The sequence below is a fragment of the Brevibacterium sp. Lmc1 genome, assembly GCF_057654315.1.
In genome coordinates, this window is the sequence record NZ_CM172803.1 from 1,448,413 (window position 1) to 1,474,795 (window position 26,383).

General features: G+C 65.0%; 25 protein-coding genes and 1 tRNA gene. 21 read left to right on the plus strand and 5 right to left on the minus strand.

The features are described from left to right. The first annotated feature begins 37 nt into the window (after positions 1-37). The 10 genes from clpS (at position 38) to AC239G_RS06405 (ending at position 9,976) form a co-directional block, all read left to right on the plus strand. Positions 38-343, plus strand: a complete 306-nt coding sequence (clpS, locus tag AC239G_RS06360) for an ATP-dependent Clp protease adapter ClpS (protein WP_101545203.1) — start codon at positions 38-40, stop codon at positions 341-343. Between the two features lie 3 nt (positions 344-346). Continuing rightward, positions 347-925, plus strand: coding sequence for a DUF2017 family protein (locus tag AC239G_RS06365; protein WP_139469691.1), 579 nt, complete (start codon positions 347-349; stop codon positions 923-925). Then, positions 922-1,743: an MBL fold metallo-hydrolase gene (locus tag AC239G_RS06370; protein ID WP_139469690.1), complete on the plus strand. Its 822-nt coding sequence runs from the start codon at positions 922-924 to the stop codon at positions 1,741-1,743. The genes AC239G_RS06365 and AC239G_RS06370 overlap by 4 nt, the downstream gene beginning before the upstream one ends. Before the next feature lie 58 nt (positions 1,744-1,801). After that, positions 1,802-2,524 carry a ribonuclease PH gene (gene rph, locus AC239G_RS06375; protein WP_139469689.1) on the plus strand — a complete coding sequence of 241 codons (723 nt, stop codon included), beginning with the start codon at positions 1,802-1,804 and terminating at the stop codon, positions 2,522-2,524. Beyond that, positions 2,521-3,126 (plus strand): RdgB/HAM1 family non-canonical purine NTP pyrophosphatase, encoded by a 606-nt coding sequence (gene rdgB / locus AC239G_RS06380; RefSeq protein ID WP_139469688.1) that lies wholly within the window; start codon positions 2,521-2,523, stop codon positions 3,124-3,126. The genes rph and rdgB overlap by 4 nt, the downstream gene beginning before the upstream one ends. A 126-nt stretch (positions 3,127-3,252) precedes the next feature. Then, positions 3,253-4,758 carry an ABC transporter substrate-binding protein gene (locus AC239G_RS06385; protein ID WP_139469687.1) on the plus strand — a complete coding sequence of 502 codons (1,506 nt, stop codon included), beginning with the start codon at positions 3,253-3,255 and terminating at the stop codon, positions 4,756-4,758. A 12-nt stretch (positions 4,759-4,770) separates the two neighbouring features. After that, positions 4,771-5,718, plus strand: a complete 948-nt coding sequence (locus tag AC239G_RS06390; RefSeq protein WP_139469686.1) for an ABC transporter permease — start codon at positions 4,771-4,773, stop codon at positions 5,716-5,718. Beyond that, a complete protein-coding gene (locus tag AC239G_RS06395; protein WP_139469685.1) occupies positions 5,715-6,668 on the plus strand; it encodes an ABC transporter permease in 954 nt (317 codons plus the stop codon). The genes AC239G_RS06390 and AC239G_RS06395 overlap by 4 nt, the downstream gene beginning before the upstream one ends. Then, positions 6,619-8,508, plus strand: a complete 1,890-nt coding sequence (locus AC239G_RS06400) for a dipeptide ABC transporter ATP-binding protein (RefSeq protein ID WP_218973670.1) — start codon at positions 6,619-6,621, stop codon at positions 8,506-8,508. Before AC239G_RS06395 ends, AC239G_RS06400 begins: the two co-directional genes overlap by 50 nt. A gap of 49 nt (positions 8,509-8,557) precedes the next feature. Next, on the plus strand, positions 8,558-9,976 hold the full coding sequence (locus AC239G_RS06405; protein ID WP_139469683.1) for an amidase: 1,419 nt from the start codon (positions 8,558-8,560) through the stop codon (positions 9,974-9,976). A gap of 137 nt (positions 9,977-10,113) precedes the next feature. On the opposite strand, the gene AC239G_RS06410 is transcribed toward AC239G_RS06405, so the two are convergent. Next, positions 10,114-11,922, minus strand: a complete 1,809-nt coding sequence (locus AC239G_RS06410; protein WP_482401574.1) for a zinc ribbon domain-containing protein — start codon at positions 11,920-11,922, stop codon at positions 10,114-10,116. 115 nt (positions 11,923-12,037) lie between these two features. Between AC239G_RS06410 and AC239G_RS06415 the strand changes: the two genes are divergently transcribed. Then, positions 12,038-13,372 carry a cell division protein PerM gene (locus tag AC239G_RS06415; RefSeq protein WP_487489991.1) on the plus strand — a complete coding sequence of 445 codons (1,335 nt, stop codon included), beginning with the start codon at positions 12,038-12,040 and terminating at the stop codon, positions 13,370-13,372. A gap of 166 nt (positions 13,373-13,538) precedes the next feature. On the opposite strand, the gene AC239G_RS06420 is transcribed toward AC239G_RS06415, so the two are convergent. After that, positions 13,539-13,991 carry a hypothetical protein gene (locus tag AC239G_RS06420; RefSeq protein WP_101545186.1) on the minus strand — a complete coding sequence of 151 codons (453 nt, stop codon included), beginning with the start codon at positions 13,989-13,991 and terminating at the stop codon, positions 13,539-13,541. 102 nt (positions 13,992-14,093) lie between these two features. Between AC239G_RS06420 and purN the strand changes: the two genes are divergently transcribed. The 4 genes from purN to AC239G_RS06440 all read left to right on the plus strand — a co-directional run bounded on the left by purN (position 14,094) and on the right by AC239G_RS06440 (position 16,972). Next, positions 14,094-14,717, plus strand: coding sequence for a phosphoribosylglycinamide formyltransferase (gene purN / locus AC239G_RS06425; RefSeq protein ID WP_139469680.1), 624 nt, complete (start codon positions 14,094-14,096; stop codon positions 14,715-14,717). 48 nt (positions 14,718-14,765) lie between these two features. Further along, positions 14,766-16,310 (plus strand): bifunctional phosphoribosylaminoimidazolecarboxamide formyltransferase/IMP cyclohydrolase, encoded by a 1,545-nt coding sequence (gene purH / locus AC239G_RS06430; RefSeq protein WP_482401576.1) that lies wholly within the window; start codon positions 14,766-14,768, stop codon positions 16,308-16,310. 1 nt (position 16,311) lies between these two features. Next, positions 16,312-16,653, plus strand: coding sequence for a hypothetical protein (locus tag AC239G_RS06435; RefSeq protein WP_482401577.1), 342 nt, complete (start codon positions 16,312-16,314; stop codon positions 16,651-16,653). A gap of 136 nt (positions 16,654-16,789) precedes the next feature. Then, positions 16,790-16,972: an antitoxin gene (locus tag AC239G_RS06440; protein WP_139469677.1), complete on the plus strand. Its 183-nt coding sequence runs from the start codon at positions 16,790-16,792 to the stop codon at positions 16,970-16,972. Between the two features lie 189 nt (positions 16,973-17,161). Here the strand turns inward: AC239G_RS06440 and AC239G_RS06445 are convergent, their stop codons facing one another. Together AC239G_RS06445 and AC239G_RS06450 are read right to left on the minus strand one after the other, a co-directional pair. Beyond that, the gene (locus AC239G_RS06445; RefSeq protein ID WP_139469676.1) at positions 17,162-19,711 is read right to left on the minus strand and encodes a UvrD-helicase domain-containing protein; all 2,550 of its coding nucleotides are present in this window, start codon (positions 19,709-19,711) and stop codon (positions 17,162-17,164) included. Between the two features lie 121 nt (positions 19,712-19,832). Beyond that, a complete protein-coding gene (locus tag AC239G_RS06450; protein WP_139469675.1) occupies positions 19,833-20,225 on the minus strand; it encodes a hypothetical protein in 393 nt (130 codons plus the stop codon). A gap of 64 nt (positions 20,226-20,289) precedes the next feature. Between AC239G_RS06450 and AC239G_RS06455 the strand changes: the two genes are divergently transcribed. The 6 genes from AC239G_RS06455 to pth all read left to right on the plus strand — a co-directional run bounded on the left by AC239G_RS06455 (position 20,290) and on the right by pth (position 25,557). Beyond that, positions 20,290-20,361: transfer RNA gene (locus AC239G_RS06455), tRNA-Gln, on the plus strand. Between the two features lie 32 nt (positions 20,362-20,393). Next, positions 20,394-21,851, plus strand: coding sequence for a bifunctional UDP-N-acetylglucosamine diphosphorylase/glucosamine-1-phosphate N-acetyltransferase GlmU (gene glmU, locus AC239G_RS06460; RefSeq protein ID WP_139469674.1), 1,458 nt, complete (start codon positions 20,394-20,396; stop codon positions 21,849-21,851). Beyond that, positions 21,844-22,815 (plus strand): ribose-phosphate diphosphokinase, encoded by a 972-nt coding sequence (locus AC239G_RS06465; RefSeq protein WP_025777652.1) that lies wholly within the window; start codon positions 21,844-21,846, stop codon positions 22,813-22,815. The genes glmU and AC239G_RS06465 overlap by 8 nt, the downstream gene beginning before the upstream one ends. A gap of 144 nt (positions 22,816-22,959) precedes the next feature. Then, the gene (locus AC239G_RS06470; protein WP_446655835.1) at positions 22,960-23,976 is read left to right on the plus strand and encodes an alpha/beta fold hydrolase; all 1,017 of its coding nucleotides are present in this window, start codon (positions 22,960-22,962) and stop codon (positions 23,974-23,976) included. A 148-nt stretch (positions 23,977-24,124) separates the two neighbouring features. Then, positions 24,125-24,769, plus strand: coding sequence for a 50S ribosomal protein L25/general stress protein Ctc (locus AC239G_RS06475; RefSeq protein WP_139469671.1), 645 nt, complete (start codon positions 24,125-24,127; stop codon positions 24,767-24,769). A gap of 188 nt (positions 24,770-24,957) precedes the next feature. Then, complete coding sequence (pth, locus tag AC239G_RS06480; RefSeq protein ID WP_139469670.1) at positions 24,958-25,557, plus strand: aminoacyl-tRNA hydrolase; 600 nt, start codon at positions 24,958-24,960, stop codon at positions 25,555-25,557. Positions 25,558-25,600: 43 nt separating this feature from the next. Here the strand turns inward: pth and AC239G_RS06485 are convergent, their stop codons facing one another. Then, positions 25,601-26,317 carry a rhomboid family intramembrane serine protease gene (locus AC239G_RS06485; RefSeq protein ID WP_139469669.1) on the minus strand — a complete coding sequence of 239 codons (717 nt, stop codon included), beginning with the start codon at positions 26,315-26,317 and terminating at the stop codon, positions 25,601-25,603. Positions 26,318-26,383: the final 66 nt, after the last annotated feature.

Below are 26,383 nucleotides of genomic sequence, written 5' to 3' on the forward strand. Positions count from 1 at the left end.
TCACGACAGCGTCAGTGTTCTGCCGTATGGTGGAAACGTGAGCAACCCAACGACACCAGTCCTGGAGCCGGAGGTCGACGTCCGACCCTCCGAGAACCTGGCCAAGCCCTGGCGGACCGTGGTCTTCAACGACCCGGTCAACCTCATGAGCTATGTCAGTTTCGTGTTCCAGACCTACTTCGGCTACTCCGAGGAGAAAGCCCACTCACTTATGCTCGAAGTCCATGAGAACGGGCGCTCCGTCGTTGCCACCGGAGGCCGCGAAGCCATGGAACGAGACACCCAAGCGATGCACGAATACGGCCTGTGGGCCGCGTGCCAACCCGATTCAGGATCCGACTGACACATGGCCGCTATCGACGCACGAGGGGACGATGTCGTCCTCACCCTGCAAGACAACGAACGCTCGCTCATGCTCACGGTGTTCACCGATCTTGCGGCTCTGCTGGCCGAAGACAGCGACAGCGATGACGACCGTCCGGACTCGGAGAACTGGGAAGCCCGGCTCGGACTTGTCGACCGTCCCCGTCCGGAGGACCCGGCGCTGCTGCGGCTGCTGCCCGACGTCGATCCCGAGGACGATGAGCGTTCAGCGGAGTTCCGCCGCCTCACCGAGTTCGATCTCAAACAGGCCAAAGCGCACAATGTGCGCATCGTGCTGCTGGGACTGAGCAAGGGCAATGACATCTCCCTGACACGGGACGAGGTGCTCGCCTGGATGAAGGGCCTCAACGATCTGCGACTCGTCCTCGCTGTCCGCCTCGGGATCGACACCGAGGAGGCGCAGGAGGAGAAGTACGCCCACCGTGAGGACCTCTCCGAATCCGAAGACCTCACCCTGACCCTGTACGACTTCCTGACGTGGATTCAGGACCGACTGACGACGACCTTGCTCGGCCAGACGCAAGGGGATGACGAGATATGAGACTCACCGCAATCGGCACCGCAGGCTCCTTCCCAGGACGCGGCGCCCTCGCCAGCTGCTACCTCATCGAAACCGATGAGGACACACCCACTCGCATCATCCTCGATCTCGGGTCCGGTGCGCTCAGCCCCCTGCAGGAGACGGTCGATACCGATCGTCTCTCCGGAATCGTGCTCAGCCACCTCCATCCGGATCACTGCATGGATATGACCGGCCTCTACGTCAAACACTGCTTCGACCCGAAGTTCTTCAACGGCGACATCTCCGACACGGGAACGATCCGCACGCGCACTCCGGTGTTCGCGCCGGCCGGTGCGAAGGAACGCCTGTCCAGGGCCTATTACACGGATCCCGGAAAGTCCCCGGTGGCCAACGGGGGAGACGACTCGGACTTCGACCACGCCTTCGAATTCACCGACATCGACCACGGCAGTCGTCACCAGATCGGCTCCCTGACCATCGAATCCTTCCTCGTCGACCACCCCGTCGAGGCCTATGCTCTGCGGATCACGGATGCGGCCGGCAAGGTCATCACGTATTCGGGCGACAGCGATGAGTGCGACAACCTCGTCGCAGCGGCGAAAGACGCCGACCTCTTCCTCTGCGAAGCCGCTTTCCAGGAAGACCGCGACACTGCGCGCGGCATCCACCTCACCGGCAAGCGCGCCGGGCGAGTGGCGCAGAACGCCGCGGCGTCCGCGCTCGTGCTCACCCACATCCCGGTCTGGACAGACTGCTCCATCGTTCGCGGTGAGGCGGCCGGGGAGTACCGTGGACCCATCGAGCTGGCGAAGCCCGGAGCCACCTGGACAGTGTGAGCCGGCGACGATCGCCGGCGACCAGCAGACACCACCACCGAGACGAAAGAGGCAGACAGTGCGAGCAGACGGCCGTGCAGCAGACGAACTCCGTGAAGTCCGGATCACTCCGGACTGGATCAATACAGCCGAAGGGTCCGCGCTGGTGGAATTCGGCAACACCCGCGTCCTCTGCGCGGCCTCACTGACCGAAGGCGTGCCCCGTTGGCTCAAGGGCCAGGGCCGCGGCTGGGTCACCGCCGAATACGCCATGCTCCCGCGCGCCACCGATTCCCGCAGCACCCGCGAATCGGTCAAGGGCAAACAGGGCGGACGCACTCACGAGATCTCCCGTCTCATCGGTCGCAGCCTGCGCGCCGTCATCGACATGGACAAGCTCGGAGAGAACACCCTCGTCCTCGACTGCGACGTCCTCCAGGCCGACGGCGGCACCCGCACCGCCTCGATCACCGGTGCCTACGTTGCGCTGGCGAAGGCCATCGACAAGGGGCGCTCGACCGGGCTGATCCCCGCCGCCCACCAGCCGCTCATCGACTCAGTGGCGGCCGTCAGCGTCGGCATCATCGACGGAGAGCCCCTCCTCGACCTGCCGTACGTCGAAGACTCCCGCGCCGAGACGGACATGAACGTCGTCATGACCGGGTCCGGAAAGTTCATCGAAGTCCAGGGCACCGCGGAGGGCGCACCGTTCGACCGCGACGAACTCGGCAAGCTGCTCGACCTCGCCGGCCACGGGTGCACCGAACTCACCCGCATCCAGTCCGAAGTGCTCGCCGGATGACGACCTTCGTCCTGGCCACTCACAACGAGGGCAAGAAGCGCGAGCTGCTGACCATCCTCGGGCCCGTCCTCGGTGCTGACACCCAGGTGCTCACCGCCGCCGAGGCGGGACTCGGCGATGTCGCCGAAACCGGAGTCACGTTCACCGAGAACGCGCTGATCAAGGCGCGTGCCGCGGCCGCTGCGACAGGGCACACCGCCATCGCCGACGACTCGGGAATCAGCGTCGACGTGCTCGGCGGTGCACCGGGCATCTTCTCCGCTCGCTGGTCCGGCCGGCACGGAGACGATCGTGCGAACCTCGAACTCCTGCTCGCTCAGCTGGGCGACATCGCGGCCGAACACCGCGGAGCGCAGTTCCGTTGCGCGGCGGCCGCTGTGACCGCCGACGGACGTGAGTTCACCGCCGAAGGAGTCATGCCCGGGCGCCTGGCCACCGAACCCAAGGGCGAGAACGGCTTCGGATATGACCCGATCTTCGTCCCCGAGGGTTCCGAACTCAGTGCCGCCGAGATGACGCCTGAGGAGAAGAACTCACGCTCCCACCGCCGATTCGCCTTCGACGCACTGGCCGCGATTCTCGCCGACGAATCGAATCTCTGAACCTCCTCCTCGAAACGCTCAGCATCTGAACACAGCCGCCTCACCAGCTGAGAACTTCGGATACACTGACGATGCTTGAGTGTTGGCGAACGACCCTCTTCGTGGTCGGCGAAATCGAGGAGAACAATGAAGACTCCGCGCATCATGACGTGGGTGGCGGCAGCGGCCGCCACGAGCCTGCTGATCACAGGCTGTTCGGCCGGAGCCTCCGACACCGGAGGCGATGCGCAGAAGAAGGACTCGATGACGATTGCCTTCACCGCCGAACCGGTCAACCTCGACTTCACCTCCACCTCGGGAGTCGCCATTCCCGAAGCGCTGATGGAGAACGTCTACGAATCGCTCGTCCGGTTGGACGGCGAGGGGGAGATCCAGCCCGCACTGGCCAAGGACTGGACACTGTCCGATGACCGCAAGACCTACACCTTCGAACTCCAGGATGGTGTGAAGTTCTCCAACGGTGCGGACTTCACCAGCGAAGACGTCAAGTACTCCTATGAACGAGTGCAGAAGGACTGGAAGAACGCGCTGAAGTCGAAGATGGACATCGTCGAGTCCATCGAGACCCCGGACGACTCCACCGTCACGATCGAACTGAAGAAACCGTCGAACACCTGGCTGTTCAACCTCACCAGCCTCGTCGGAGCCGTCTTCGACACCGAAGGCACCGACGACCTGGCGAACGAAGCCGTCGGCACCGGTCCCTTCGCGATCGAGAAATTCACACGCGGACAGTCCATCGACTTCGCCGCCCGCGACGACTACTGGGGCGAGAAGCCGTCCCTGAACTCGGTCCAGTTCAAATACTTCAAAGACGCGGTTTCGGCCTCGAACGCCCTGAAGTCCGGGGAGATCGACCTCGTCTCCAACCTCCAGGCCCCCGAACTGGCCGGAGAGTTCCAAAGCGACGACTATCAGATCGTCTCCGGCACTACGAACGGCGAAGTCGTGCTGTCGATGAACAACGCCGAGGGCATCTTCAAAGACAAGAAGGCCCGTGAAGCCGTGATGCATGCGATCGACCGCAAGGCCGTCCTCGACACGGCCTGGGCGGGCTACGGCGAGCTCATCGGCTCGATGGTTCCCCCGACCGACCCGTACTACGAAGACCTCACCGGGGTGTGGAAGTACGATCCGAAGAAGGCCAAGCAGCTCGTCGACGAAGCCGGGATCAAGGGCGAGGAATTCGCCTTCACCGTGCCGAACCTGCCGTACGCGAAGGCGATCTCCGAAATCGTCTCCGCGCAGCTCGAAGAGGTCGGACTGAAGGCGAAGATCTCGACTCAGGAGTTCCCAGCCGTGTGGTTGGACAAGACCTTCACCGAACACGATTACGACATGTCGGTGATCAACCATGCCGAACCGCGCGACATCCTCACCGTGTTCTCGAAGGACTACTACATCGGCTACGACGATTCGTCGATCAAGAAGCTGGCAGACAAAGCCGATACCGGAACCGAAGACGAGTACATCTCGGGAATGAAGAAGATCGCGCGGACGATCACCGAGGATGCCGCCTCGGACTTCCTGTTCCTGTTCCCGAATCTCGTCATCGCCAAGTCCGGAGTCGAGGGGATACCCGCCAACCGCGTCTCCGACGCATTCAAGATCGCCGACCTCAGCTGGTCCTGACCGCGCACGTCGATGCTCACCTACGCAATCAACCGCGCGATCCAGTTCGCGCTGTCCCTCCTCGTCGCCTCGGTGGTGATCTTCGCCCTGATGAGCCTGCTGCCGGGCAATGCGGCACAGGTGGCGCTGGGAACGAACGCCACCCCGGAGGCAGTAGCGTCGCTCGAAGCTCAATACGGGCTTGATCGGCCGCCACTCATCCGGTACTTCGACTGGTTGGGAGGAATGCTCACCGGAGACTTCGGCACCTCCTACGTCACCGGTGCCGAGATCACTCCCGTCATCGTCGACAGCGTCCAGGTCACGGCGATCCTCGTCATCGCGGCCATCGCCGTGTCCATCCTCATCGCCGTGCCCCTGGGCACCTTCGCCGCCCTCGAGCAGCGCAACTGGATCGGCGTGACGATCTCGGCGATCAGCCAGGTCGGCATCGCGATACCGAACTTCCTGGCCGCGATCATCCTCGTCATCATATTCTCTCTGACCCTCGGATGGTTCCCGTCCCAAGGCTGGATGGCTCCGATCGAGGGCCTCGGCGGCTTCCTTGTCCGTCTCGTCCTGCCGGTCGTGTCGCTTGCTCTCGTGCAGGCGGCGATCCTCACCCGCTACGTTCGTTCGGCCGTGCTCGATGTGATGCGGGAAGACTATATCCGCACCGCCCGCGCCAAGGGACTGACCAAGACGAAGGCGCTGTTCGCGCACGGACTGCGCAATGCGGCGATTCCTGTCATCACCGTCGCCGGAGTCCAACTGGCCACCCTGCTGGTCGGGGCCGTGATCATCGAACAGATCTTCGTTCTGCCCGGAATCGGCTCCGAGCTCGTCCGCGCCGTCGCCAATCGTGACCTCGTAGCGGTGCAGGGCATCGTCATGGTCCTCGTCCTGCTCGTGCTCGTCATCAACCTCATCGTCGACATCCTCGTGCCCATCGTCGACCCCCGGATCAGGAACGCCGCATGAACCCGACCCCGACCGGTGCCCAGAGCCCCAGCGACCACGTCGATCCCGTCGCTCACGACGCGACAGACACGACCGCCTCGGCGAAGATCCGGCCGGGTCGGTCCCGCAGGAGCGGACGGCGGGCGAACGCATCGATGATCATCGGCGCGGGCCTCGTCGTGCTCATCGTCGGACTCGCTCTCATCTCCTTCGTGTGGACCCCGTACGACCCGACCACGATCGACCCCGCCGCCCGATTGCAGAGCGGCAGCCTCACCCACCCGTTCGGCACCGACACCTTCGGACGGGACACGTTGACCTGGGTGATGGTCGGGGCGCGGATCACGCTGCTCGTCGGGGTCGTCGCCGTCGGCATCGCCCTGCTCATCGGCACCCCGATCGGAATCGTCTCCGCCTTCTTCGCGAAACAGCCGTGGGGAATGTGGCTCGACGCGGTGATCATGCGGGCCAACGACATCCTGTTGGCCTTCCCCGCGCTGCTGCTGGCGATCATCTTCGCTGCCGTCTACTCGCCGGGGACGGGACCGGCCATGGTCGCCGTCGGCATCGCCGCGATCCCCGGCTTCGCGCGCGTCGCACGCTCCGGCACGCTGCAGGTGCTGGGCTCCGAATACGTCCGCGCCGCGCGAGCTTCGAACCGTCGGATCCCGGCCATCGCCGTCGTCCACGTGCTGCCGAACATCGCCGGAATGGTCATCGTCCAGGCGTCCGTGGCCTTCGCGATCTCCGTCCTCGCCGAGGCGGGGCTGTCCTTCCTCGGACTCGGCACCCAGGCCCCGACCCCGTCGTGGGGCCGGATGCTGCAGGAGTCCCAGCAGTACCTGTCCACCCACCCCGAGCTCGCTCTGTGGCCGGGAGTGTTCATTGCACTCGCGGTGCTCGGATTCAATCTCTTGGGCGATGGGCTGCGCGACCGGTTCGACCCGAAGATGGAGGCGCGAGGTGCCTGAGAACCTGCTCGAGGTTCGTGACCTCACCATCACCCCTGCCGGAGCGGACGCTCCGGTGCTCCACGATGTCAGCCTCAGTCTGGCGCCGGGCGAGCGGGTCGGACTCATCGGCGAATCCGGGTCGGGGAAATCGCTGACCGCCCAGTCCGTGATGGGTCTGCTGCCAGAAGAGCTGCACGCCCGTGGCCAGGTGCACCTGCAGGGGCATTCCGGGAACCTTCTCGAAGCGAACGAGAAGACCCTGGCCGGGCTGCGCTCGGACATCGTGTCCATGGTGTTCCAGGAACCCATGAGCGCCCTCAATCCGCTCATGCGCATCGGCGACCAGATCGCCGAAGTGCTGCGCCTCCATGGCAAGGCGCCGCGGGGGCAGATTCCGACGCGTGTGCTCGAACTGCTCCGCGACGTCCACATGCCCGACCCCGACAGCGCCCGGTTCGCCTACCCGCACCAGCTGTCGGGCGGGCAGCGGCAGCGGGTCATGCTCGCGATCGCCCTGGCCAATTCGCCGAGGCTGCTCATCTGCGACGAGCCCACCACCGCCCTCGACGTCACCGTGCAGAAGCATATGCTCGACCTCATCGTCGAGAGGGTCTCGGCGGTGGAGGCTGGACTGCTGTTCATCACTCACGACCTCGCTGTCGTCGCCGGAGTCTGCGATCGGGTCATCGTCATGTACCGCGGCCGCATCGTCGAGTCCGGCAGCGTCGACGAGATCTTCACCGCGCCCAAGCACGAGTACACGCGAGGGCTCCTGGCATCCTCGGATCTCGAAGCCACAGATGACCGCGGCCGACTCTTCACACTCAAGACCGCGCTCGCCTACTCGGGGCCGCAGATCGGCGAAGGAGAGGCTTCGGTCGATGTGGGGGAGCCGGGGGATCTTCGCGACGAACCGCAGATCTCGACCCGACCGGATCACACCGGCATGTCCGTCGCGGGGTCGACGGACGAAGACAGCGTCAGGACCACCTCGGCGAGGGAAGGGGCCGGAGCCGCCTCGGTGAGGGATGACCACCGAACCCCCTCGGTGAGGGAATCGGCACCGCTCATCGAGGTCTCGGACGTCACCCGGATCTTTCGCGGACGCGGACTCTTCGGTCGCAGACGATCGGACGTCACCGCCCTGGGCGGGATCGACTTCAGCGTCGCGGCCGGAGCCCGCCTGGGCATCGTGGGGGAGTCGGGATCGGGGAAGTCAACGCTGCTGAACATCCTCTCCGGCCTCGACCGACCGACCACCGGGCATGTGCGCGTCGGCGACATCCGGGTCGAAGCCGCGAGCTCACAGGCTCTGCGCCGCCTGCGCGAGAACCTGCAGATCGTGTTCCAGGATCCGTTCGCCTCGCTCGACCCGCGGATGCGCATCGCCGACATCGTCGCCGAACCGCTCATCGCCGCCGGAGTCGACAAGGACGAACGCGCAGCACGGGTCGAGGAGATGATCGCCGCCGTCGACCTCGACCAGGACTCCCTGCGCCGGTACCCGCACCAGTTCTCCGGCGGGCAGCGACAGCGCATCTCGATCGCCCGGGCCCTCGTGACCAGGCCGCAGATCCTCGTCGCCGACGAACCGGTCTCCGCCCTCGACGTCTCGGTGCGTGCGCAGGTCCTCAACCTGCTCACCGACCTCGTCGACGAGTACGCGCTGACTCTCCTCTTCGTCTCCCACGACCTCGGCGTCGTCAAACACCTGTGCTCCGAGGTCATCGTCATGAGAGCCGGACAGATCGTCGAATCGGGTGCGACGGAGGACATCTACGCGAACCCGCAGGACGAGTACACGCGGCGCCTCATCGCCGCCACCCCGAGCCTGGCCGAAGCACTCGCGGCCGGATAGACCGGCTCGCGCGCGGGATGCGACGAACCATCGAGAGAAAGGGCAGCATATGACCACATCGCTTGCCGACCGCAGTGCGGCCGAAATGGCAGCCGGATTCGCCGGCGGGGACTTCGACCCGGTCGAGGTGCACTCCGCGGTCGTCGACCGCATGGACGACTGCGAACCGACCATCAACGCCCTGTTCCACCGCGACGACGAACGCTCCCGGGACGCCGCCGCTGCCAGCGCAGCACGCTGGCGAGAGGGACGACCGTTGAGCGACCTCGACGGGGTGCCCGTGACGATCAAGGAGAACATCGCCCGCCGCGGAGTTCCGCTGCCCAGCGGCCACGCCTGGGTGGAGATGCCGGTGGCCGGCCACGATGCCCCGATCACCGAGCGTCTCGAAGAAGCCGGAGCCGTCATCCTCGGTTCGACGACGATGCCCGACTGGGGAATGCTCTCCTCAGGAGTGTCCTCTCTGCACGGAATCACCCGTTCACCGCTGGACCCGAGCCTGACGACCGGAGGGTCGAGCGCCGGAGCCGGAGCCGCGGCAGCCGCCGGATACGGACCCATCCACATCGGCTCCGACATCGGCGGATCCATCCGCTTGCCATGCACGTGGCTCGGTCTGGCCGGACTCAAGCCCAGCTTCGGCCGCGTGCCTCTCGACGCCCCCTACCTGGGCAGATGTGCGGGACCGCTGGCGCGGACGATGGCCGACGTCAAAGCCGCCATGGACATCATCTCCGCCCCGGACGATCGCGACTATTCGCGGCTGCCGCGCTTCGCCGCCGATGATGCGCAGTCTCTGCCGGGCAGCGACTCGGCTGGAGCCTTCGACCCGCGGGGACTGCGCATCGGCGTGCAGCTCGACGCCGGGTGCGGGGTCGCCGCAGCGGCGCAGGTGCGCTCGGCCGTCACCGAGGCGGCAGAGAGGTTCTCTGCGGCCGGTGCAGAAATCGTCACGGTCGATCCTTTCATCGACGATGATCACCTCCGCGACATGGATCTGTTCTGGCGGGTCCGGTCGTGGGCCGACCTCAAGGCGCTGCCTGTCGACGAACAGGCGCTCATTCTGCCTTATATCCAGCAGTGGGCACAGGACGGAGCCGATACCAGCGGAGTCGACCTGATGCGCTGCTATCACAGCGTTCAGGAGATCCGGCGGCGGACGGTCGAAGCAACTGCCGAGTTCGACCTGGTCATCTCGCCGACAGCTCCGGACGCGGCATTCCCGGCCGAGCAGCCGATGCCGTACCCGCAGGTGCACGAACCGATGGGGCATATAGGGTTCACCATGCCGTTCAACATGTCAGAACAGCCTGCGGCGACGGTGCTGGCCGGATCCATGGACGACGGTCGGACCATCGGAGTGCAGATCGCCGGACGACGGTTCGCCGACGAACTCGTCATGGCCGCCGGTGCCTGGTTCGAAGCCGCGGCCGACCTCGAGCTGCCGACTCGGTCGGTCGGAGTCTGAGAGAACGACGACAGCGGGCCTGCGACGACCGGGAATCGGTCGTCACAGGCCCGCTGTGACTTGGACGTCGCCTCGGTGACGGTGGGTGTCTCACCTCGGGGAGGTGAGGTGCACCGTGTCGGCGGTGGACCCTGAGGTCAGAAGTCGAAGAATTCGACCGAGAGCTTGTCTCCGTCGATCTTCACGCTTCCGGACACCGACAGGGAGTTGCCGTTGGAGAAGTACGAGGAGCCGGCCCTCTTGCCGTCGACGGAGAAGTTGAACTTGCCTGGCTTCTCGGTGAAGAACGAGCCGGTGTTCGTGTCTCCGGCGCCGAAGCTGGCCTTCACCTTCGGCATCTCCTTCATGTCCCATTTGGCGGTGTTCTTCTTCGCCAGATCATCGAGCTTCTTGTCCGAACCGCCGACTGGGATCTCGGTCGGGTCGTACTTGATGAAGTCGCACTTCGGCTCGATGCTCTTGTTGTCGAAGCACTTCTTGAGCTCCTTCTCGACCTGTTTCTGAACTTCCTTGTCGAAGGCGCCGGTCGGGGACAGATCGAGGTTGAGGGTGGTGGGGGACACCTGGCCCTTGTTCGGCTGTCCGCCGGGGGCGAAGGCCTTCGGGAAGTTCACCTTGGCCGTATCGGAAGCTTCGGAGATCCACTTGCTCTTCGGAATCGTGAAGTCGTAGCTGCCGGGGTAGACAGCGAACGACGTGGTGCCCGACTTCGCCTTGTAGTCCTTGCCGTTGACGGCGAGACCGTCGGCAGCGGGGATATCGAGGGAGATGACGTTGAGGTCGGGGCCCTTCATCGTCCACTTGTCGAAGAACAGGTCCTGTTTGCCGTCCTTCGTCGCAGAGAGCTCCACATTGTAGGGGCTGCCGTCGAGCTCGTAGGACACGACGACGGTGCCCTTGTCCCCGTCGGTCTTCGACGATTCGACCTTGGCCTTCTCGATCTTCGCCGATGAGGAATCGGTGAATTCCTTCTGCAGCAGATCGAGGTTCGTGCCCTCAGGCCGTGTCGAGGGGGCGATCTTCTCCGCGGCTGCGAAATCACCCTTGTTCAGGGCTTCGACGTAGTCCTCTGCGACCTTGTCGGGTCCGTACTTGTTCTTGTTCACGCTGCCGATGACGAAGAACCCGACGAGGACGAGGATGATGACCAGCGCGACCGCACCGAGGGTGATGAAGAGCGGAAGTTTGCTCTTCTTCTTATCGGGGCGATTGTCGGCACGCGTCGCGGTGCTCTGACCGCCGGCGAAACCCGGAGCCGGTGCAGGCTGCGGAATCGCCTGGGATGGACCGGAACCGGTCTGTTGGGCGTTCGGACCCGACCCCGTCTGATACTGCCCGGACTGGTTCTGGGCGGAGTTAAACTGGCCCGGCTGGTCCTGAGCGCCGGGGTACGGCTGATTAGACGCCCCCGGATATGCCGCATTCGAATACTGACCGCCTGGCTGTTGGACGCCCTGCGGCTGAGCGCCTTGCGATTGAGCCCCGGGGTAGCCGCCGTTCGGCTGCTGCGGGCTCTGGTACTGGTTGTTCGGATACTGCCCGTTCTGAGGCTGGTCACTCGGAGACGGGGCACCGGGATAGGGACCCGCCTGTGGGCCGCCCTGAACGTTGGCTCCGCCTTGCTGGCCGGAGTTGAAGGACTGATCGTTCTGGGCGCCGGGGCCCGAATACTGAGGCGGTTGGTTCTGCTGAGAAGAAGCCGGAGCGACCGTCGGTCGTTCCGGCGCATCGTTGCCCGGAGCTCCCAAGGGTGGTGCCTGGTCATCGGGCACCGAGGAACCGCTTCCGGACTGAGCCGAACCGCCGGTTGCGGTGGGGGCGTCATCGGAGACCGAACCCGGAAGGCCCTCATCCGTCGGCAACTCCGACTCGGGCTTCGACCCGCCGTTCTCCGGAGGCTCGCTGGGTGGTGGCGGGAAATTGGGGTGATCGTTCCCGTTGCTCATCGTGGGGTCATCCTTTGCGTGTACAAGCCTGTCCTGGCGCAATTGTACTTCCCGGAGCAGGGAATCGCGTGGTCAATACCGGGAAGCCGAGCCGGGTTAGGCGAAAATGGTCCTGATGCACACTTCTCCTCACCCTCAGCCCTACCGTCGGACGATCTTCGCAGCCCTCATGGAAGTCGTGAAGATCGACCTCATCGTCGTTCCCGCGGGATTCGTCGTCGCCATCGTCTTCTGGATCATCGGGCTCGGCTCGCAGCTGCCGTACTCGGCGATTCCCGAATGGGCGTTCGCACTGTGGGCGACGGTGTCAGGACTGAGTGTCTCGACCCTCGGATTCGACTTCTCGCTGGCGCCGAGCTTCGTGACTGTCGGCCTGTGGCTGCTGGTGGCAACGGGGGCCAAACGAGTCGCCCGCAGCACGGCAGCGGACAGCCCGGCCGAGAGCGACGACGATCCCGGCGGATGGTGGGCGCTCATGGGTACAGCTCTGGGCACCTTCGTCGTGGCCTACGCCGCTCCTCTGCTCGTCGCGGCGGTCCTGGTCGGCCAGGCCACGGTGACTCCGCTCGGATTCCTTCGGCTCTTCCTCTTCCTCGTCACGGCTGTGGCGTGGGCCTTCATTCGGGTGCGAGGAATCGGTGACATCCCCGGACTGGCCGTGATCGCCGATGACACCTGGACTGTCTCCGTCGGACTCGCACGCCGTCTGCTGTGGGCCGCTGCGGCACTCGGTGCGATCGTGCTCGTCGTCGGAATCGTGATCCGCTGGAGCGATGTCGCCGACACTGTGCAGGTCTACAGCTCACCGGTCGCCGCAGGCATCGGCCTCATCGTCGTTCAGGCGCTCTTCGCCCCGAGCATCCTCTTCTCAGCCCTGTCGTGGACCGCCGGGACGGGAGTGAGCATCGGCGGGGCCGGGACGAGCTCTGCATTCACTTCGACCTCAGCGCCCGTGCCCGATGTGCACGTGCTGCAGCTGTTGGACGGTGACTATCCCGCCTGGACGGCGGCCGCACCGGCGCTTCTCGTGCTGCTCGGTCTGCTGTGCGTCATCCTCGGCCGCGACCGAGCCCGCGACATCGCCGCACAGTCGTGGATGGGACTGGGGCTTGCAATCGGGATACTGTTCGTCGCCCTCGAGGTGCTCGCGCTGTTCGCCGGTGGGGCCTTGGGCCCGCTGGGTCTCTCCGGGTTCGGACCCTCGGCCCTGACGTCGGCGCTGGCGATCACTGGGTGGATCGGTGTGGGAATGGCCGCCGGCCTTCTGCTGATCAGACTCTCCGGTCTGCACGCCGAGTATTCCGAATTCGCCGAGGATGACGAAGAGTACCCCGACGACGAGGATGCCACAGCGGGCGCGTTCGAAGAGGACCGCACAACGGATGCGTTCGATGAGGACGAACCGGAATCGCTCGCCGACGACATCGTCGACGAAGACGAACCGCGTTAGACGAGGGCGCTGCCTCGGTGACGGATTGGGCTGCCTCGGTGAGGCAGCGTACTCACCGCGGCTGTGGCGTGAACAGAAGTCCGCCTCGGTGACGGGGCAGGCGTGAACCGAGGACATCCTCGGTGAGGGGATCAGCGCTGAATGATCAGGGTCTTGGCCCCGTGGATCACTTGGTGCCGGGCAGATCGAGATCCTGGCCGGTGACCTGCTTGAACCAGTCACCCAGACCCGACTGATACTCACTCGAGCACGAGAGCTGCGCCTGCTGCGTGATCGCGTCGCGCAGGCATTCCTCGTACTTCGACTGCACCGGCCAGAGGATGACCGAGGACATCGTGGAGAAGATGAGGTAGATGCTGAGCAGACCGCCGAGGATGCCCAAGGACATGTTCCGGCGCTGCTTGGTCTTGACGACGGCGACGATGTACTTCACCGACCAGACGACTGCGGCGATGGCGAAGCCGATGGCGGCGAGCTTGAACGGCAGCTGATACGTGAACGTCAGCACCGAGGCGAGGATCAGCAGTATCAGGACGAGCCCGTGTCGTGCCGGTGCGGCCTGTGCCTCCTCTTCGGGAGTCGGTGCCTTCTTCTCTTCGGTATTCTGCGGTGACGTCACCGGATCAGTTTCTCACAGTCGACTGACAAATGCCTCGGCGGGCCGTGTCCGCACGATGACAGCAGGGCATCGTCCATGTGCTGCAGACGTTAGACTGTGCGGGTGCGCATCGTTCTTCTGGCATCAGGATCCGGTACCCTCACGCAGTCCGTCATCGACGCGTTCGCCGACGGGACCCGTGGAGTCGACATCGTCGCCATCGGGGCCGACTCGGACACCGCAGGGGTCCTGACCCGAGCCGAACAGCACGAGATTCCCTCCTTCGTCGTCCGGCCCAAGGACTTCGCCGACCGCGACGAGTGGAACCTGGCGCTGAAGGACACGGTGGCCGAGCTCGCCCCGGACTGGGTGGTCTCTGCCGGTTTCATGCGCATCCTCGGTCCCAGCTTCGTCGAGGCCTTCCCGTCCCGGATCATCAACACCCATCCGGCGCTGCTGCCGTCGTTCCCGGGTGCACACGGGGTCCGCGACGCGCTCGCCCATGGGGTGAAGCTGACCGGCGGAACCATCCACCTCGTCGACACCGGAGTCGACACCGGACCGATCATCACTCAGTACGCGGTGCCCATCGGCGATGACGACACCGAGGAGACCGTGCACGAGAACATCAAAGCCCGGGAACGCGAAGAGCTCGTGCGTCTGCTGGCACATCTGGCCCACACCGACCTCGTCGTCGAAGGGCGACATGTCCGCGGATATGTCGCCTCGGCGATGACCGCCCACTGACCCCGCCGTGAGAAGAACCGACCGGCAACCGAACCTCGAGGAGGATCTGTGACAGGAACCCGCGCGATCAAGAGAGCGCTGATCAGCGTCTACGACAAGACCGGGCTGGAGGAGCTGGCTCGCGGCCTCCACGCCGCCGGAGTCCAGATCGTGTCGACCGGATCCACGGCAGCGAAGATCGCCGAGGCGGGAGCCGCGGTGACGAAAGTCGAAGACCTCACCGGGTTCCCCGAATGCCTCGAAGGGCGGGTCAAGACCCTTCATCCGCGCGTCCACGCCGGCATCCTCGCCGATTCCCGCAAGCCTGAGCACCTGGAACAGCTGTCCGAACTCGAGATCGAGCCCTTCGACCTCGTCGTCGTCAACCTCTATCCTTTCGCCGACACCGTCGCGAGCGGAGCCGGCTTCGATGACTGCATCGAACAGATCGACATCGGCGGACCCTCGATGGTGCGTGCGGCGGCGAAGAACCACCCCACGGTCACCGTCGTGACCGATCCGGCCGACTACTCGGCCGTGCTCGACGCAGCCTCCGGAGACGGCTTCGATATCGATGCCCGCCGCATCTTCGCCGCCCGCGCCTTCGCCCACACTGCCGCCTACGACGCGGCCGTCGCCTCCTGGTTCGCCGCGGAACTCGCCACCGATGAGAAGGCCGAATTCGCCGGCCTCACCGGAGAGAAGATCGCCGACCTGCGCTATGGAGAGAATCCGCACCAGGCTGCTGCCGTGTACTCCGACGGCACCGCCGGAATCGCCGGTGCGAAACTGCTCGGCGGCAAAGCGATGTCGTACAACAACTACACGGACACCGATGCCGCGATCCGCGCGGCATTCGACTTCGAGCAGCCGGCCGTCGCCATCATCAAGCATGCGAACCCCTGCGGAATCGCCGTCGGTGAGTCTGCTGCCGCTGCGCACAAGTCCGCCCACGAATGCGATCCGCTGTCGGCCTACGGCGGTGTCATCGCCACGAACCGCGAGGTCGACGCAGAGCTCGCAGCATCGATCAAGCCGATCTTCACAGAATGCCTGGCCGCTCCGTCGTTCAGCGCCGAGGCACTTGAGATCCTCACGACGAAGAAGAACCTGCGACTGCTCGAGCTCGGCGACATCGATGTGCCCACAGACGAGGTCAAGCCGATCAGCGGTGGGTTCCTCGTACAGGACCGCGACGCCTTCCAGGCGGACGGCGACTCCGTCGAGAACTGGACCCTGGCCGCTGGTCCGGCAGCTGCACCCGAGGTCCTCGCGGATCTCGAATTCGCGTGGAAGGCCGGACGGGCTGTGAAGTCCAACGCGATCCTGCTCGCCAAGGGGGGAGCCTCGGTGGGTGTGGGTATGGGGCAGGTCAACCGCGTCGACTCGGCCAAACTCGCTGTCGAACGTGCCGGAGCCGAACGCGCCACCGGTGCGGTCGCAGCCTCCGACGCCTTCTTCCCGTTCCCCGACGGTCTGCAGATCCTCATCGACGCAGGAGTCACCGCCGTGGTGCAGCCCGGCGGATCGATCCGCGACGATGAGGTCATCGCGGCCGCGGAGGCGGCAGGGATCACGATGTACCTGACCGGGAGCCGCCATTTCTTCCACTGAGATGAAGCGGCCTCACCCCCGCCACGCACGGCGGGGGAGAGGGCCGATCGCGAAGCGATGGATCTACTGGAAACGGCGATACGCGCATCCCACTCGGCGTGACTGGGTGCTGCTCGGCTGTCTCCTGGGCGTCGCCGCCGCCGCGGCGTGCTCCGTCATCGATTTCCGCCTCGGTGCTGTCGTCCTCGCGGTCGTTCCTGCCGGTCTCGCCGGGTTCCGAGCGATGCCGCAGCCGTGGACCGAAGTGTGGGCGAATCGGTCGAAGGTCGTCGACATCACGACCTGTCTGGTGTTCGCCGGACTGCTGGTCGGGCTTGCGTTCCTCGTACCGCTGACCCGCTGAGGAGTCGGTCTCGGCGACGTTCTTTATGTGCATTCGCTGAGAAATGGGACGCGCAGGTGTCGTCACGTCGACAATAGTGGCAAGGTGAGTGGCGTCAGAGGTTCGCTTCGAACCTTTTCCGATGAAAGGAGACAGCATGGGACTCGACGATCTTACTAACAAAGCCAAGGACGCCTTGAATAGCGATAAGGGTGAAGAGATCAGCGACCAGGGCCTGGACAAGGCCTCGGACGCAGCCAACAATGTCACCGGTGGAAAGTTCGAAGACCAGATCAATCAGGGTCGCGACGGAGCCGATGACAAGCTCGGCAACGAATGATCTTTAATCCATAGCCGCGTCCGGCATGGATGAGGGCCGAGGAGAATGTGATTCTCCTCGGCGCTTTCTTGTGTTCTGGCTAGCGTCAGTCGATACCAACTATCGGGGCACGAGTGGCTTCGCTGCGCGAGCGAACGGCTCAGTGCAGTGGATGCACGGCTTGGCCGTGCATCCACGTGCACCATTGCCTCAGCTGAGTTTTTCGATCGGGGCGTAGCGCAGCAGCAGCCGCTTCGATCCGGCCGAACCGAAGTCGACGACGGCCACGGTCTTGTCTCCGACACCGTTGACTTCGGTGACGGTGCCGAGCCCGAAGGACTCGTGCGAGACCTTCTCGCCGACCTCGACGGAGATGACCTCACGATTGGGTCGGATCCGATTGGGGAATCCGGCAACCGGTGTCGACGAACTCGCACTCGAGCGTGAGCGGGAGCCGCCACCGGACGACCGTGATGACCCGAAGCCGCGTGATCCTCCCGAGTATCCGGACGAATAGCCGCCGGAGCCGAAACCTCCGGAACCGAAGCCGCCCGAAGCGAACCCGCCGGAGAAGCTGCCCGTGTTCTCCCAATTGATGAGGTTCTCCGGGATCTCGGACAGGAACCGGCTCGGCGGATTGTATTGAGGCTGACCCCACATGCTCCGGGTCTCGGCGCGAGTGACGAGCAGACGCTGCCGTGCACGCGTGAGCCCGACATACGCCAGACGCCGCTCCTCCGACAGCTCCTGCGGATTCTCGAAGGAACGCGAATGCGGGAATCCTCCGTCTTCGAGCCCGGTGAGGAAGACCACCGGGAACTCGAGTCCCTTAGCCGTGTGCAGAGTCATCAGTGTGACCTGACCGAGTTCGGCATCGGGGATCTGATCAGTGTCCGAGGCCAGAGCCACCTGCTCGAGGAACTGATCGATGGCCGCCGCGCCGACGCCCGGCGCAGCGGAGGCGCCTGCGGAACCGACGTCATCGACGTCGGGGTCGACCGCCTCGGCGGCGGTTTCGGTCTCTGTGCCTCTGGGCTCCGGGGCGGCGGTCGCCTCGGTGTCGGTGCCGTCGTCTGTGTCGGTGTCATCCGGGGTGTCCGGTTCCGCAACTGCGGCAGCCTCCCGAGTGGCGACGAAATCCTCGGCCACGGCGACGAGTTCGGCGAGGTTGTCGACACGGGACTCGTCCTGCGGATCGGTGCTCTTCTGCAGCGATTCGAGGTACCCGGACTGTTCGAGGATCGCCTCGATGACCCGGGAGAGCGGGGAGGATTCGGCGGTGGAGCGCAGGTCCTGCATGAGGTCGTAGAACTTCTGCACCGAGGTCAGGGCGCGCGAACTCAGGTGAGGGATCTCGTCGAGGCGGCCCAGGGCGGTGAAGAAGCTGATGTTCTCCCGGTCGGCGAAGTCGGCGATGATGCCCTCGGTGCGGTCGCCGATGGAGCGTTTGGGCACATTGAGGATGCGGCGCAGATTGACGTCGTCATCGGGGTTGGCGACGACGCGCAGGTAGGCGAGGGCGTCCTTGATCTCCTTGCGCTCGTAGAAGCGGGTGCCGCCGACGACCTTGTACGGGATTCCGGACCGGACCAGCGCATCTTCGATGGCGCGCGACTGAGCGTTCGTGCGGTAGAACACGGCGAAGTCACCATAGGTGTACTTCTCCTCGTCGATGAGGTCATCGATGCGGTCGACGATGAACCGGGCTTCACCTTGTTCGTTCTCGGCCACCCAGCCGACGATCTGCTCGCCGGAACCCTCCGAGGTCCACAGCTTCTTCTCGCGGCGGTCGTCGTTGTTCGCGATCACGGCATTGGCGGCGTCGAGGATGTTCTGCGTCGACCGATAGTTCTGTTCCAACAGAATGGTGTCCGCGTTCGGGAAGTCCTTCTCGAACTCGACGATGTTGCGCACCGTGGCGCCGCGGAAGGCATAGATCGACTGGTCGGCGTCGCCGACGACGGTGAGTTCGGCACCCGTCGGCCCTCCTGCGCCGTCACCGGCCAGGGCTTTGATCAGGGCGTACTGTGCTGGGTTCGTGTCCTGGTACTCGTCGACGAGGATATGGCGGAACCGGCGACGGTAGGAATCGGCCACCTCGGGGAAGGCGCCGAAGAGGTGGACGGTCTCTGCGATGAGGTCGTCGAAGTCGAAGGCATTGGCCAGGCGCAGACGGGAGGTGTAGCGCTTGAAGACGTCGGCGAGCACCTCGTCGGCGGGATTGTTGGGCCGCGGGATGAAGTCGTCGGGGGTCTGCAGGTCGTTCTTGAGGTTCGAGATTCGGTGCAGGATGGCCCGCGGGGCGTACTTCTTCGTGTCGAGGCCGAGCTCCTTGAGGATCTGGGCGACGAGTCGCTGGGCGTCCTGGGCGTCGTAGATCGTGAAATTCGACTTCATGCCCAGCACCTTCGCCTCGCGGCGGAGAATGCGCACACACGAGGAGTGGAAGGTCGAGACCCACATGGCGCGGGAGGCAGGGCCGACGATCGAGGACACGCGTTCGGCCATCTCTTTCGCGGCCTTGTTCGTGAACGTGATCGCCAGGACTTCGCCGGGGTGGGCGCGACCGGTGGCCAAGGCGTAGGCGATGCGTCGGGTGAGCACGGTCGTCTTGCCCGATCCGGCTCCGGCGACGATGAGCAGCGGGGATCCCGTATGGATTACGGCCTCGCGCTGCCTGGGGTTGAGTCCGGTGAGGAGTTCGGCCGCTCGGGAGTCGGCGCCGGCGGCATGGTCGGTGTGTTCAGCTGCAGCAGTCATGTCGCCCCCAACGATACCGTCAGCCTCGGACACGAGCTCACACCCCTCAGAACTACCTGACGGCGGCTCAGCAACCTCGCGCGAGGTTGCTGAGCCGCCGTCAGGTAGTAATTGGGGAAGGTCAGTGGATGAAGACGGCCACGATGACGTTGATGACCGCGAAGGCCACCACCAGGTGTGCCATGGTCGCCGACGGGTTCGCCACCTTCACGCCTGCCCCGCCCTCTGCAGGCGCAGAGGCGGCGAAGGCCTTCTGCTTCTTGTTGCCGATGAACGCGAAGACAGTGACGAGGATCGCCACGACCAGTTTGATGCCGAGCTTCATATGGTTGACGTCGCCATCGCCCATCTCGGCCAGCCCCATGAGCAGCAGGCCGGTGACCAGCTGCAGATAGGCGCCGTGGAGCATTCCGGGCATCACTTTGGGGGAGCGGATGACGGTGAAATAGCCGCCGACGATGATGGCCATACCCAGCAGATGCAGGGTCAGAAGAATCTCGCGTAGAATTTCCATACAGTTAATCGTAGTGGCATGATGGTGTCTCGTGAGCGCGGGCCCCTCTACTGGTGCACGCTGTTCCGCCCTGGTGTAATGGCAGCACGCCGGCCTTTGGAGCCGTGCAGTATAGGTTCGAATCCTATGGGCGGAGCTGGCCCAACCCGACATGCGAAGGATTCAACTATGTCGCAGACTCATCCGACCGCCGTCATCGTTCTGGCAGCGGGCCAAGGCACTCGAATGAAGTCGGCTCTTCCCAAGGTGATGCATCCCATCGGCGGACGCTCCCTGCTCCATCACTCCGTCGCCGCGGCGGCCGGAACCTCTCCCGAGCACCTCATCGTCGTCGTCCGCCATGAGCGCGATCAGCTCGTCGCCCACCTCGACTCCCTTCCCGTGTCCTCCCAGAGAACCCTGCTCATCGCCGATCAGGATGAGGTTCCGGGCACCGGCCGCGCCACCGAATGTGCGCTCACCCAGTTGCCCGAGGACCTCAGCGGAACCGTCGTCGTCACCTACGGCGATGTGCCGCTGCTGACGACGGAGACCATCAACGGCCTCGTCGAGATCCACGAATCCAACGCCAACGCCGTGACCGTCTTGTCCGCCGAGGTGAACGACCCGACCGGGTACGGCCGCATCGTCCGCGACGCGAACGGATCCCTGCTGCGCATCGTCGAGCAGAAGGACGCCGGCGACGAAGAACGGGCCATCCGTGAGATCAACTCCGGCATCTACGCCTTCGACGCCGCGGCGCTCAAGGAGGGCCTGGCCTCGCTGACGACCGACAACGCGCAGGGTGAGAAGTACCTCACCGACGTCATCGGACATTCCCGTGAGGCGGGCCGCCCCGTCGCCGCCACGGCCACCGACGACCTGTGGCAGGTCGAGGGAGCCAATGATCGCGTGCAGCTGGCGAACCTCGGCAAGGAGCTCAACCGCCGGCAGTGCGAGAAGTTCATGCGTGCCGGTGTCTCCATCATCGACCCCGACACCACGTGGATCGACGTCGACGTGTCCATCGCCGCCGATGCGACGATCCTGCCCGGCACCCAGCTGCTGGGCGCCACCGACATCGGCGCCGGCGCCGTCGTCGGCCCCGACACCACCCTCAAGGACACCGAGGTGGGGGAGAACGCCAAGGTCGTGCGCACCCACGGTGAACTCGCCGTCGTCGGCCCGGAAGCCAACGTCGGACCGTTCGCCTACCTGCGTCCGGGCACCAAGCTCGGCGAGTCCGGAAAGATCGGCACCTTCGTGGAGACGAAGAACGCCGATATCGGCAAGGGTGCGAAGGTACCCCACCTCTCCTACGTCGGCGATGCGGAGATCGGGGAGGGCTCGAACATCGGAGCCGCCTCGGTGTTCGTCAACTACGACGGCGTCAACAAGCACCGCACCGTCATCGGCAAGCATGCACGCATGGGCTCGGACAATATGTATGTCGCCCCTGTCACCGTGGGCGACGGCGCCTATTCGGGTGCGAGCACGACGGTGCGCAAGGATGTCCCTGCAGGAGCGCTGGCCATCTCGGTGGCCCCACAGCGCAACCTGGAGGGCTGGGTTCAGACAAACCGTCCGGGCACGCCTGCAGCGCAGGCGGCCGAAAACGCATCCGAAGGGGAACGGATCAGTGAATGAGATAACGACGGCGGGCGATAAGAAGCTCGTCCTGGTGAGCGGTCGGGCAAATCCCGAACTCGCCGAGCAAGTCGCGGAGAATCTGGGGACCGAACTCCTCCCCACCGACATCTACAACTTCGCGAACGGCGAGATCTACGTCCGCTACTCCGAGTCAGTGCGCGGCAGCGACGTCTTCGTCCTCCAGTCCCACTGCGCTCCCATCAACGAATGGCTGATGGAGCAGCTGATCATGGTCGACGCCCTCAAGCGTGCATCGGCCAAGCGCATCACCGTCATCGCACCGTTCTTCCCGTACGCCAGGCAGGACAAGAAACACCGCGGACGCGAGCCCATCTCCGCTCGCCTCGTCGCCGATCTGTACAAGACCGCCGGTGCCGACCGCATCATCACCGTGGACCTGCACACCGCGCAGATCCAGGGCTACTTCGACGGTCCCGTCGACCACCTCATCGCGATGCCGATCCTCGCCGGCTACGTCAAGGACAAGTACCCCGGCGACCTAGCCGTGGTTTCGCCCGACGCCGGCCGCATCAAGGTCGCGGAGAACTGGTCGAACTCGCTGGGCGGAGTGCCGCTGGCCTTCATCCACAAGACCCGCGACATCACCCGACCGAACGAGACCAAGGCCAACCGCGTCGTCGGTGAGGTCGAGGGCCGCACCTGCGTGCTCGTCGACGACATGATCGACACCGGCGGCACCATCGTGCAGGCCGCCGATGCCTGCATGGCCGCCGGCGCGAAGGGCGTCATCGTCGTGTCCACCCACGCCGTGTTCTCCGGCCCGGCCGTCGAACGCCTGTCGAACTCCGTGGCCGAAGAGGTCATCGTCACGAACACTCTGCCGCTGAGCGAAGACAAGATCTTCGACAAGCTCACCGTGCTCTCGATCGCCCCGCTCATCGCTCGTGCCGTGCACGAGGTCTTCGAAGACGGATCGGTCACGAGTCTCTTCGAGGTCTGATCCCGAAGGCTGAGGCCCCGTGATCCGCGCAATCGCGCCGGATCTGATGCGAACCCCGAGTCGATGCGGCTCGGGGTTCGCATCGTCTGGACTGCCGTGAGGTCCTACACTGGAGGCAAGACTTCGGCGAAGGGATCAGGGACGATGTCCTCACACGATTACAACCGGTACCGCGTGGACGTCCCCGGCGGGCAGCTGTCCGTGGGAGTGTGGGAGCCGGTGGCGAGCGGCCCCGGGCGCGTGCCCACCGTGTGCGTCATCCACGGCATCACCTCCAACCACCTGTTCTTCGCGGGCCTCGTCTCCGCACTGCCCGGCGTCCGCATCATCGGGCCCGACCTGCGCGGACGAGCCGACTCGCGCACCCTGCCCGGCCCGTTCGGGATGGCCGCCCACGCCGAGGATGTCACCGCCGTGCTCGATGCCTTCGCCCCGGAGGGGCCGGTCACCCTGGTTGGTCATTCCATGGGCGGTTTCGTCGCCATGACCCTGGCCGGAATGTCGGCTGAGCCGAACGTCGACACCGGCGCCGAGGCGGCCCGCCGTTTCCGTGGCCCCGTCCTCATCGACGGGGGACTTCCCCTGCCAGTGGGGCAGCCCCACGGAGACGGCCCCGTCGACGACCTCAACGATGAGGACCTCGACACCGATGATCTCATCGCCGCCGTCCTCGGCCCGGCCGCCGAGCGGCTGTCGATGACCTTCGGCAGCGTCGAGGAGTACTTGGCGTTCTTCGCCGCTCACCCCGCTTTCGTCGACGGCCTCGACACCGTGGCGACCGAGAGCTTCGTCTACGATCTGGCGGCCAAGGACGACCATTCGTTCCAACCGTCGACGTCGGTGGAGGCGATGCAGGCCGATTCGGCCGACATGTACACCGGCTCCGCCTACCGTGATGCCCTGGAGACGATCATGGGCAGTGACGGAACCCAGTCCGAAGTGGTCTTCCTCTTCGCCGAGCGCGACCTCGTCGCCGCCGAACCGGGCCTGTACCCGCCGGAGACGACCAACGACTTCGCTCGGCAATGGCCGCAGATGGACATCGTCGATGTGCAGGGGACGAACCATTACGACATCCTCCTCACCGAAACCGGAATCGATGCGTGCGCTGCAGCCGTGACCTCTCGGATTGGTGCCGAAACGGACGGTGCCGTAGACTAGTCGGGTTGCCTCGGCGAGGGAGACTGATGTCTCCGTGATCGACGCGGTCCTGCCCCACGAAACGAACCCATCGGGTTCGTGATTCGCGTGGGTGCTCAGGCTGTTTCGCCGTGGTGCTCGAAGGTAAGTTCACCACGAAGGAGAGAAAATGGCTGACTTCAAACTTCTGGCCGAAGCTCGCAACGAGTTCGGCAAGGGCGCAGCGCGCCGCATCCGCCGCGCAGGACGCATCCCCGCTGTCATCTACGGCCACGGCGGAGACCCCGTGCACGTGTCCCTCGAGGGCCACGCCACCATGCTGGCTCTCAAGCACGCCAACGCGCTGCTCGAGATCGAAAGCACCGACGGATCGAAGAACGTCCTCGCCATTGCGCGCGACGTCCAGATCGAGCCCGTCCGTCGTGATATCGAGCACCTCGACCTCATCATCGTCAAGCGCGGCGAGAAGATCGAGGTCGACGTGCCCGTCCACGTCATCGGTGAAGCCGCCCCCGGCACCATGGTCTCGCAGGAAGAGTCGACCATCGCCGTCAAGGCCGATGCGACCAAGCTGCCCGAGCTCATCGAGGTCTCCATCGAAGGCCGTCCCGCCGGCGAGCACGTTCTGGCCGGTCAGGTCGAACTGCCTGCAGGCGTCGAGCTCATCGCCGACGAAGAGCAGCTCATCGTCAACGTCTCCGAAGAGATCGAGATGGACACCGAGTCCGACGCCGAGGAAGAGACTGCTGAAGAGTCGACCGAGGAAGAGGCCGCTGAGGAGTCCGGTGAGGAAGAGACCTCCGAAGAGGAGTGATCTTCTCTCCTCCCGGCACTCAACGTGCCGTGAGGAGCACTGACTGACTACGCTGTTCGGTGGGCCGCCTGTTGGGCGGCCCACCGAATGCGTTTCTCAAGAGCGAACCCGGCGCACCTCTCGCCCCGCGGCGAGCAGAAGCCCCACCACTCGGTCAGCGGGCGCGGACAGGACGGACAAGGACGGCAATGTCGAACGAAGCATGGTTGGTCTTCGGACTGGGCAATCCCGGCCCCAAGTACGAAGCGACACGGCACAACATCGGACAGATGGTCATCGCCGAACTCGCCTCCCGCATCGGAACCACGCTGACGCGGACGAAGCTGCGTGCGAACGTCGGCACCGGGCGGCTGCCCGGCGGCAGCGTCCCGGGACTGCCCGGTCCGCGGGTGGTGTTGGCCACCTCGACGGGATATATGAACGAATCCGGCGGACCGGTGCGCGCGCTGGCTGACTTCTACGGAATCGCCACCGACCGGATCATCGCCGTCCATGACGATGTGGACATCCCCTTCGATGCCATCAAAGCCAAGCTCGGCGGGGGAGAGGGCGGGCACAACGGTCTGCGTTCGATGACCTCGGTGCTGGGGACGAAGGACTATCTGCGGGTGCGAGCGGGAGTCGGACGCCCTCCGGGGAGACAGGACACCGCCGATTATGTGCTGCGCCCGTTCTCGAAGGACGAGCGCACGATCCTGCCGATGTTCGTCTCCGACCTCGCCGATGCCGTCGAAGAGGTCATCGTCAGCGGGCTCACCGACATGCAGCAGAAGTTCCACTCTCGCTGATCGCACCTCGGGTGCTGACCAAGCAGCGGGCGCTGCCCGGGACTCAGGCCGTCTTCTGCTTCTCCGGGCGACGGTGCAGCCACCATGCGGCGAAGATGCCGCCGGCGAATCCGAACAGGTGGCCCTGCCAGGAGATGTCGTTCGTCTGCGGCAGCATGCCGAAGATCATCGATGCGCCGTAGGTGACGAAGATGAACAGGCCGATGGTGAAGTAGATGATCTTGCGCAGCAGGTCATCGGTGAACCAGGTGCGCAGCGCGAGGTAGCCGAAGAATCCGAAGACGATGCCGGACGCCCCGACGATGTGCTGGCCGGGCAGCGTGGTCAGCCACGCACCGAGCCCGGAGCTCAGCGCGGTGATGCCCGTGACCGTCCAGAAACGACGCTTGCCTTCGAAGGCGATGACGATGCCGAGGACGAGGAACGGGAAAGTATTGGCCAGCAGATGGCCGAATCCCGAATGCAGCAGCGGCGAGGTGACCAGGCCGTAGAGCGAGAGCGGATTCCATGACTCCAGACTGAAGACGTCGAGGTCGACGGGGAGGATCGCATCGACGATCTCGATGACCCACATGACGGCCAGGACGATCAGCACCGGAGCGAACCGGGAAAGCAGATGCGGCCGGTCGACGGTGGTGTTCAGGTGCGCAACCGGGGGATTCGCGGAACGGCCGGAGTGGGGAGATCCGGAGTCGGTGGAGTCAGGGCCGAAGAGGAGTCGGGATTCCTCGGCGGAGAAACGGGGGGAGTGGTCGGTCATGTTCCAATTGTGGGTGATGAAGATTGGAGAACCCCGAACATCCGGGCCTTCCGGGCAATCGTGATC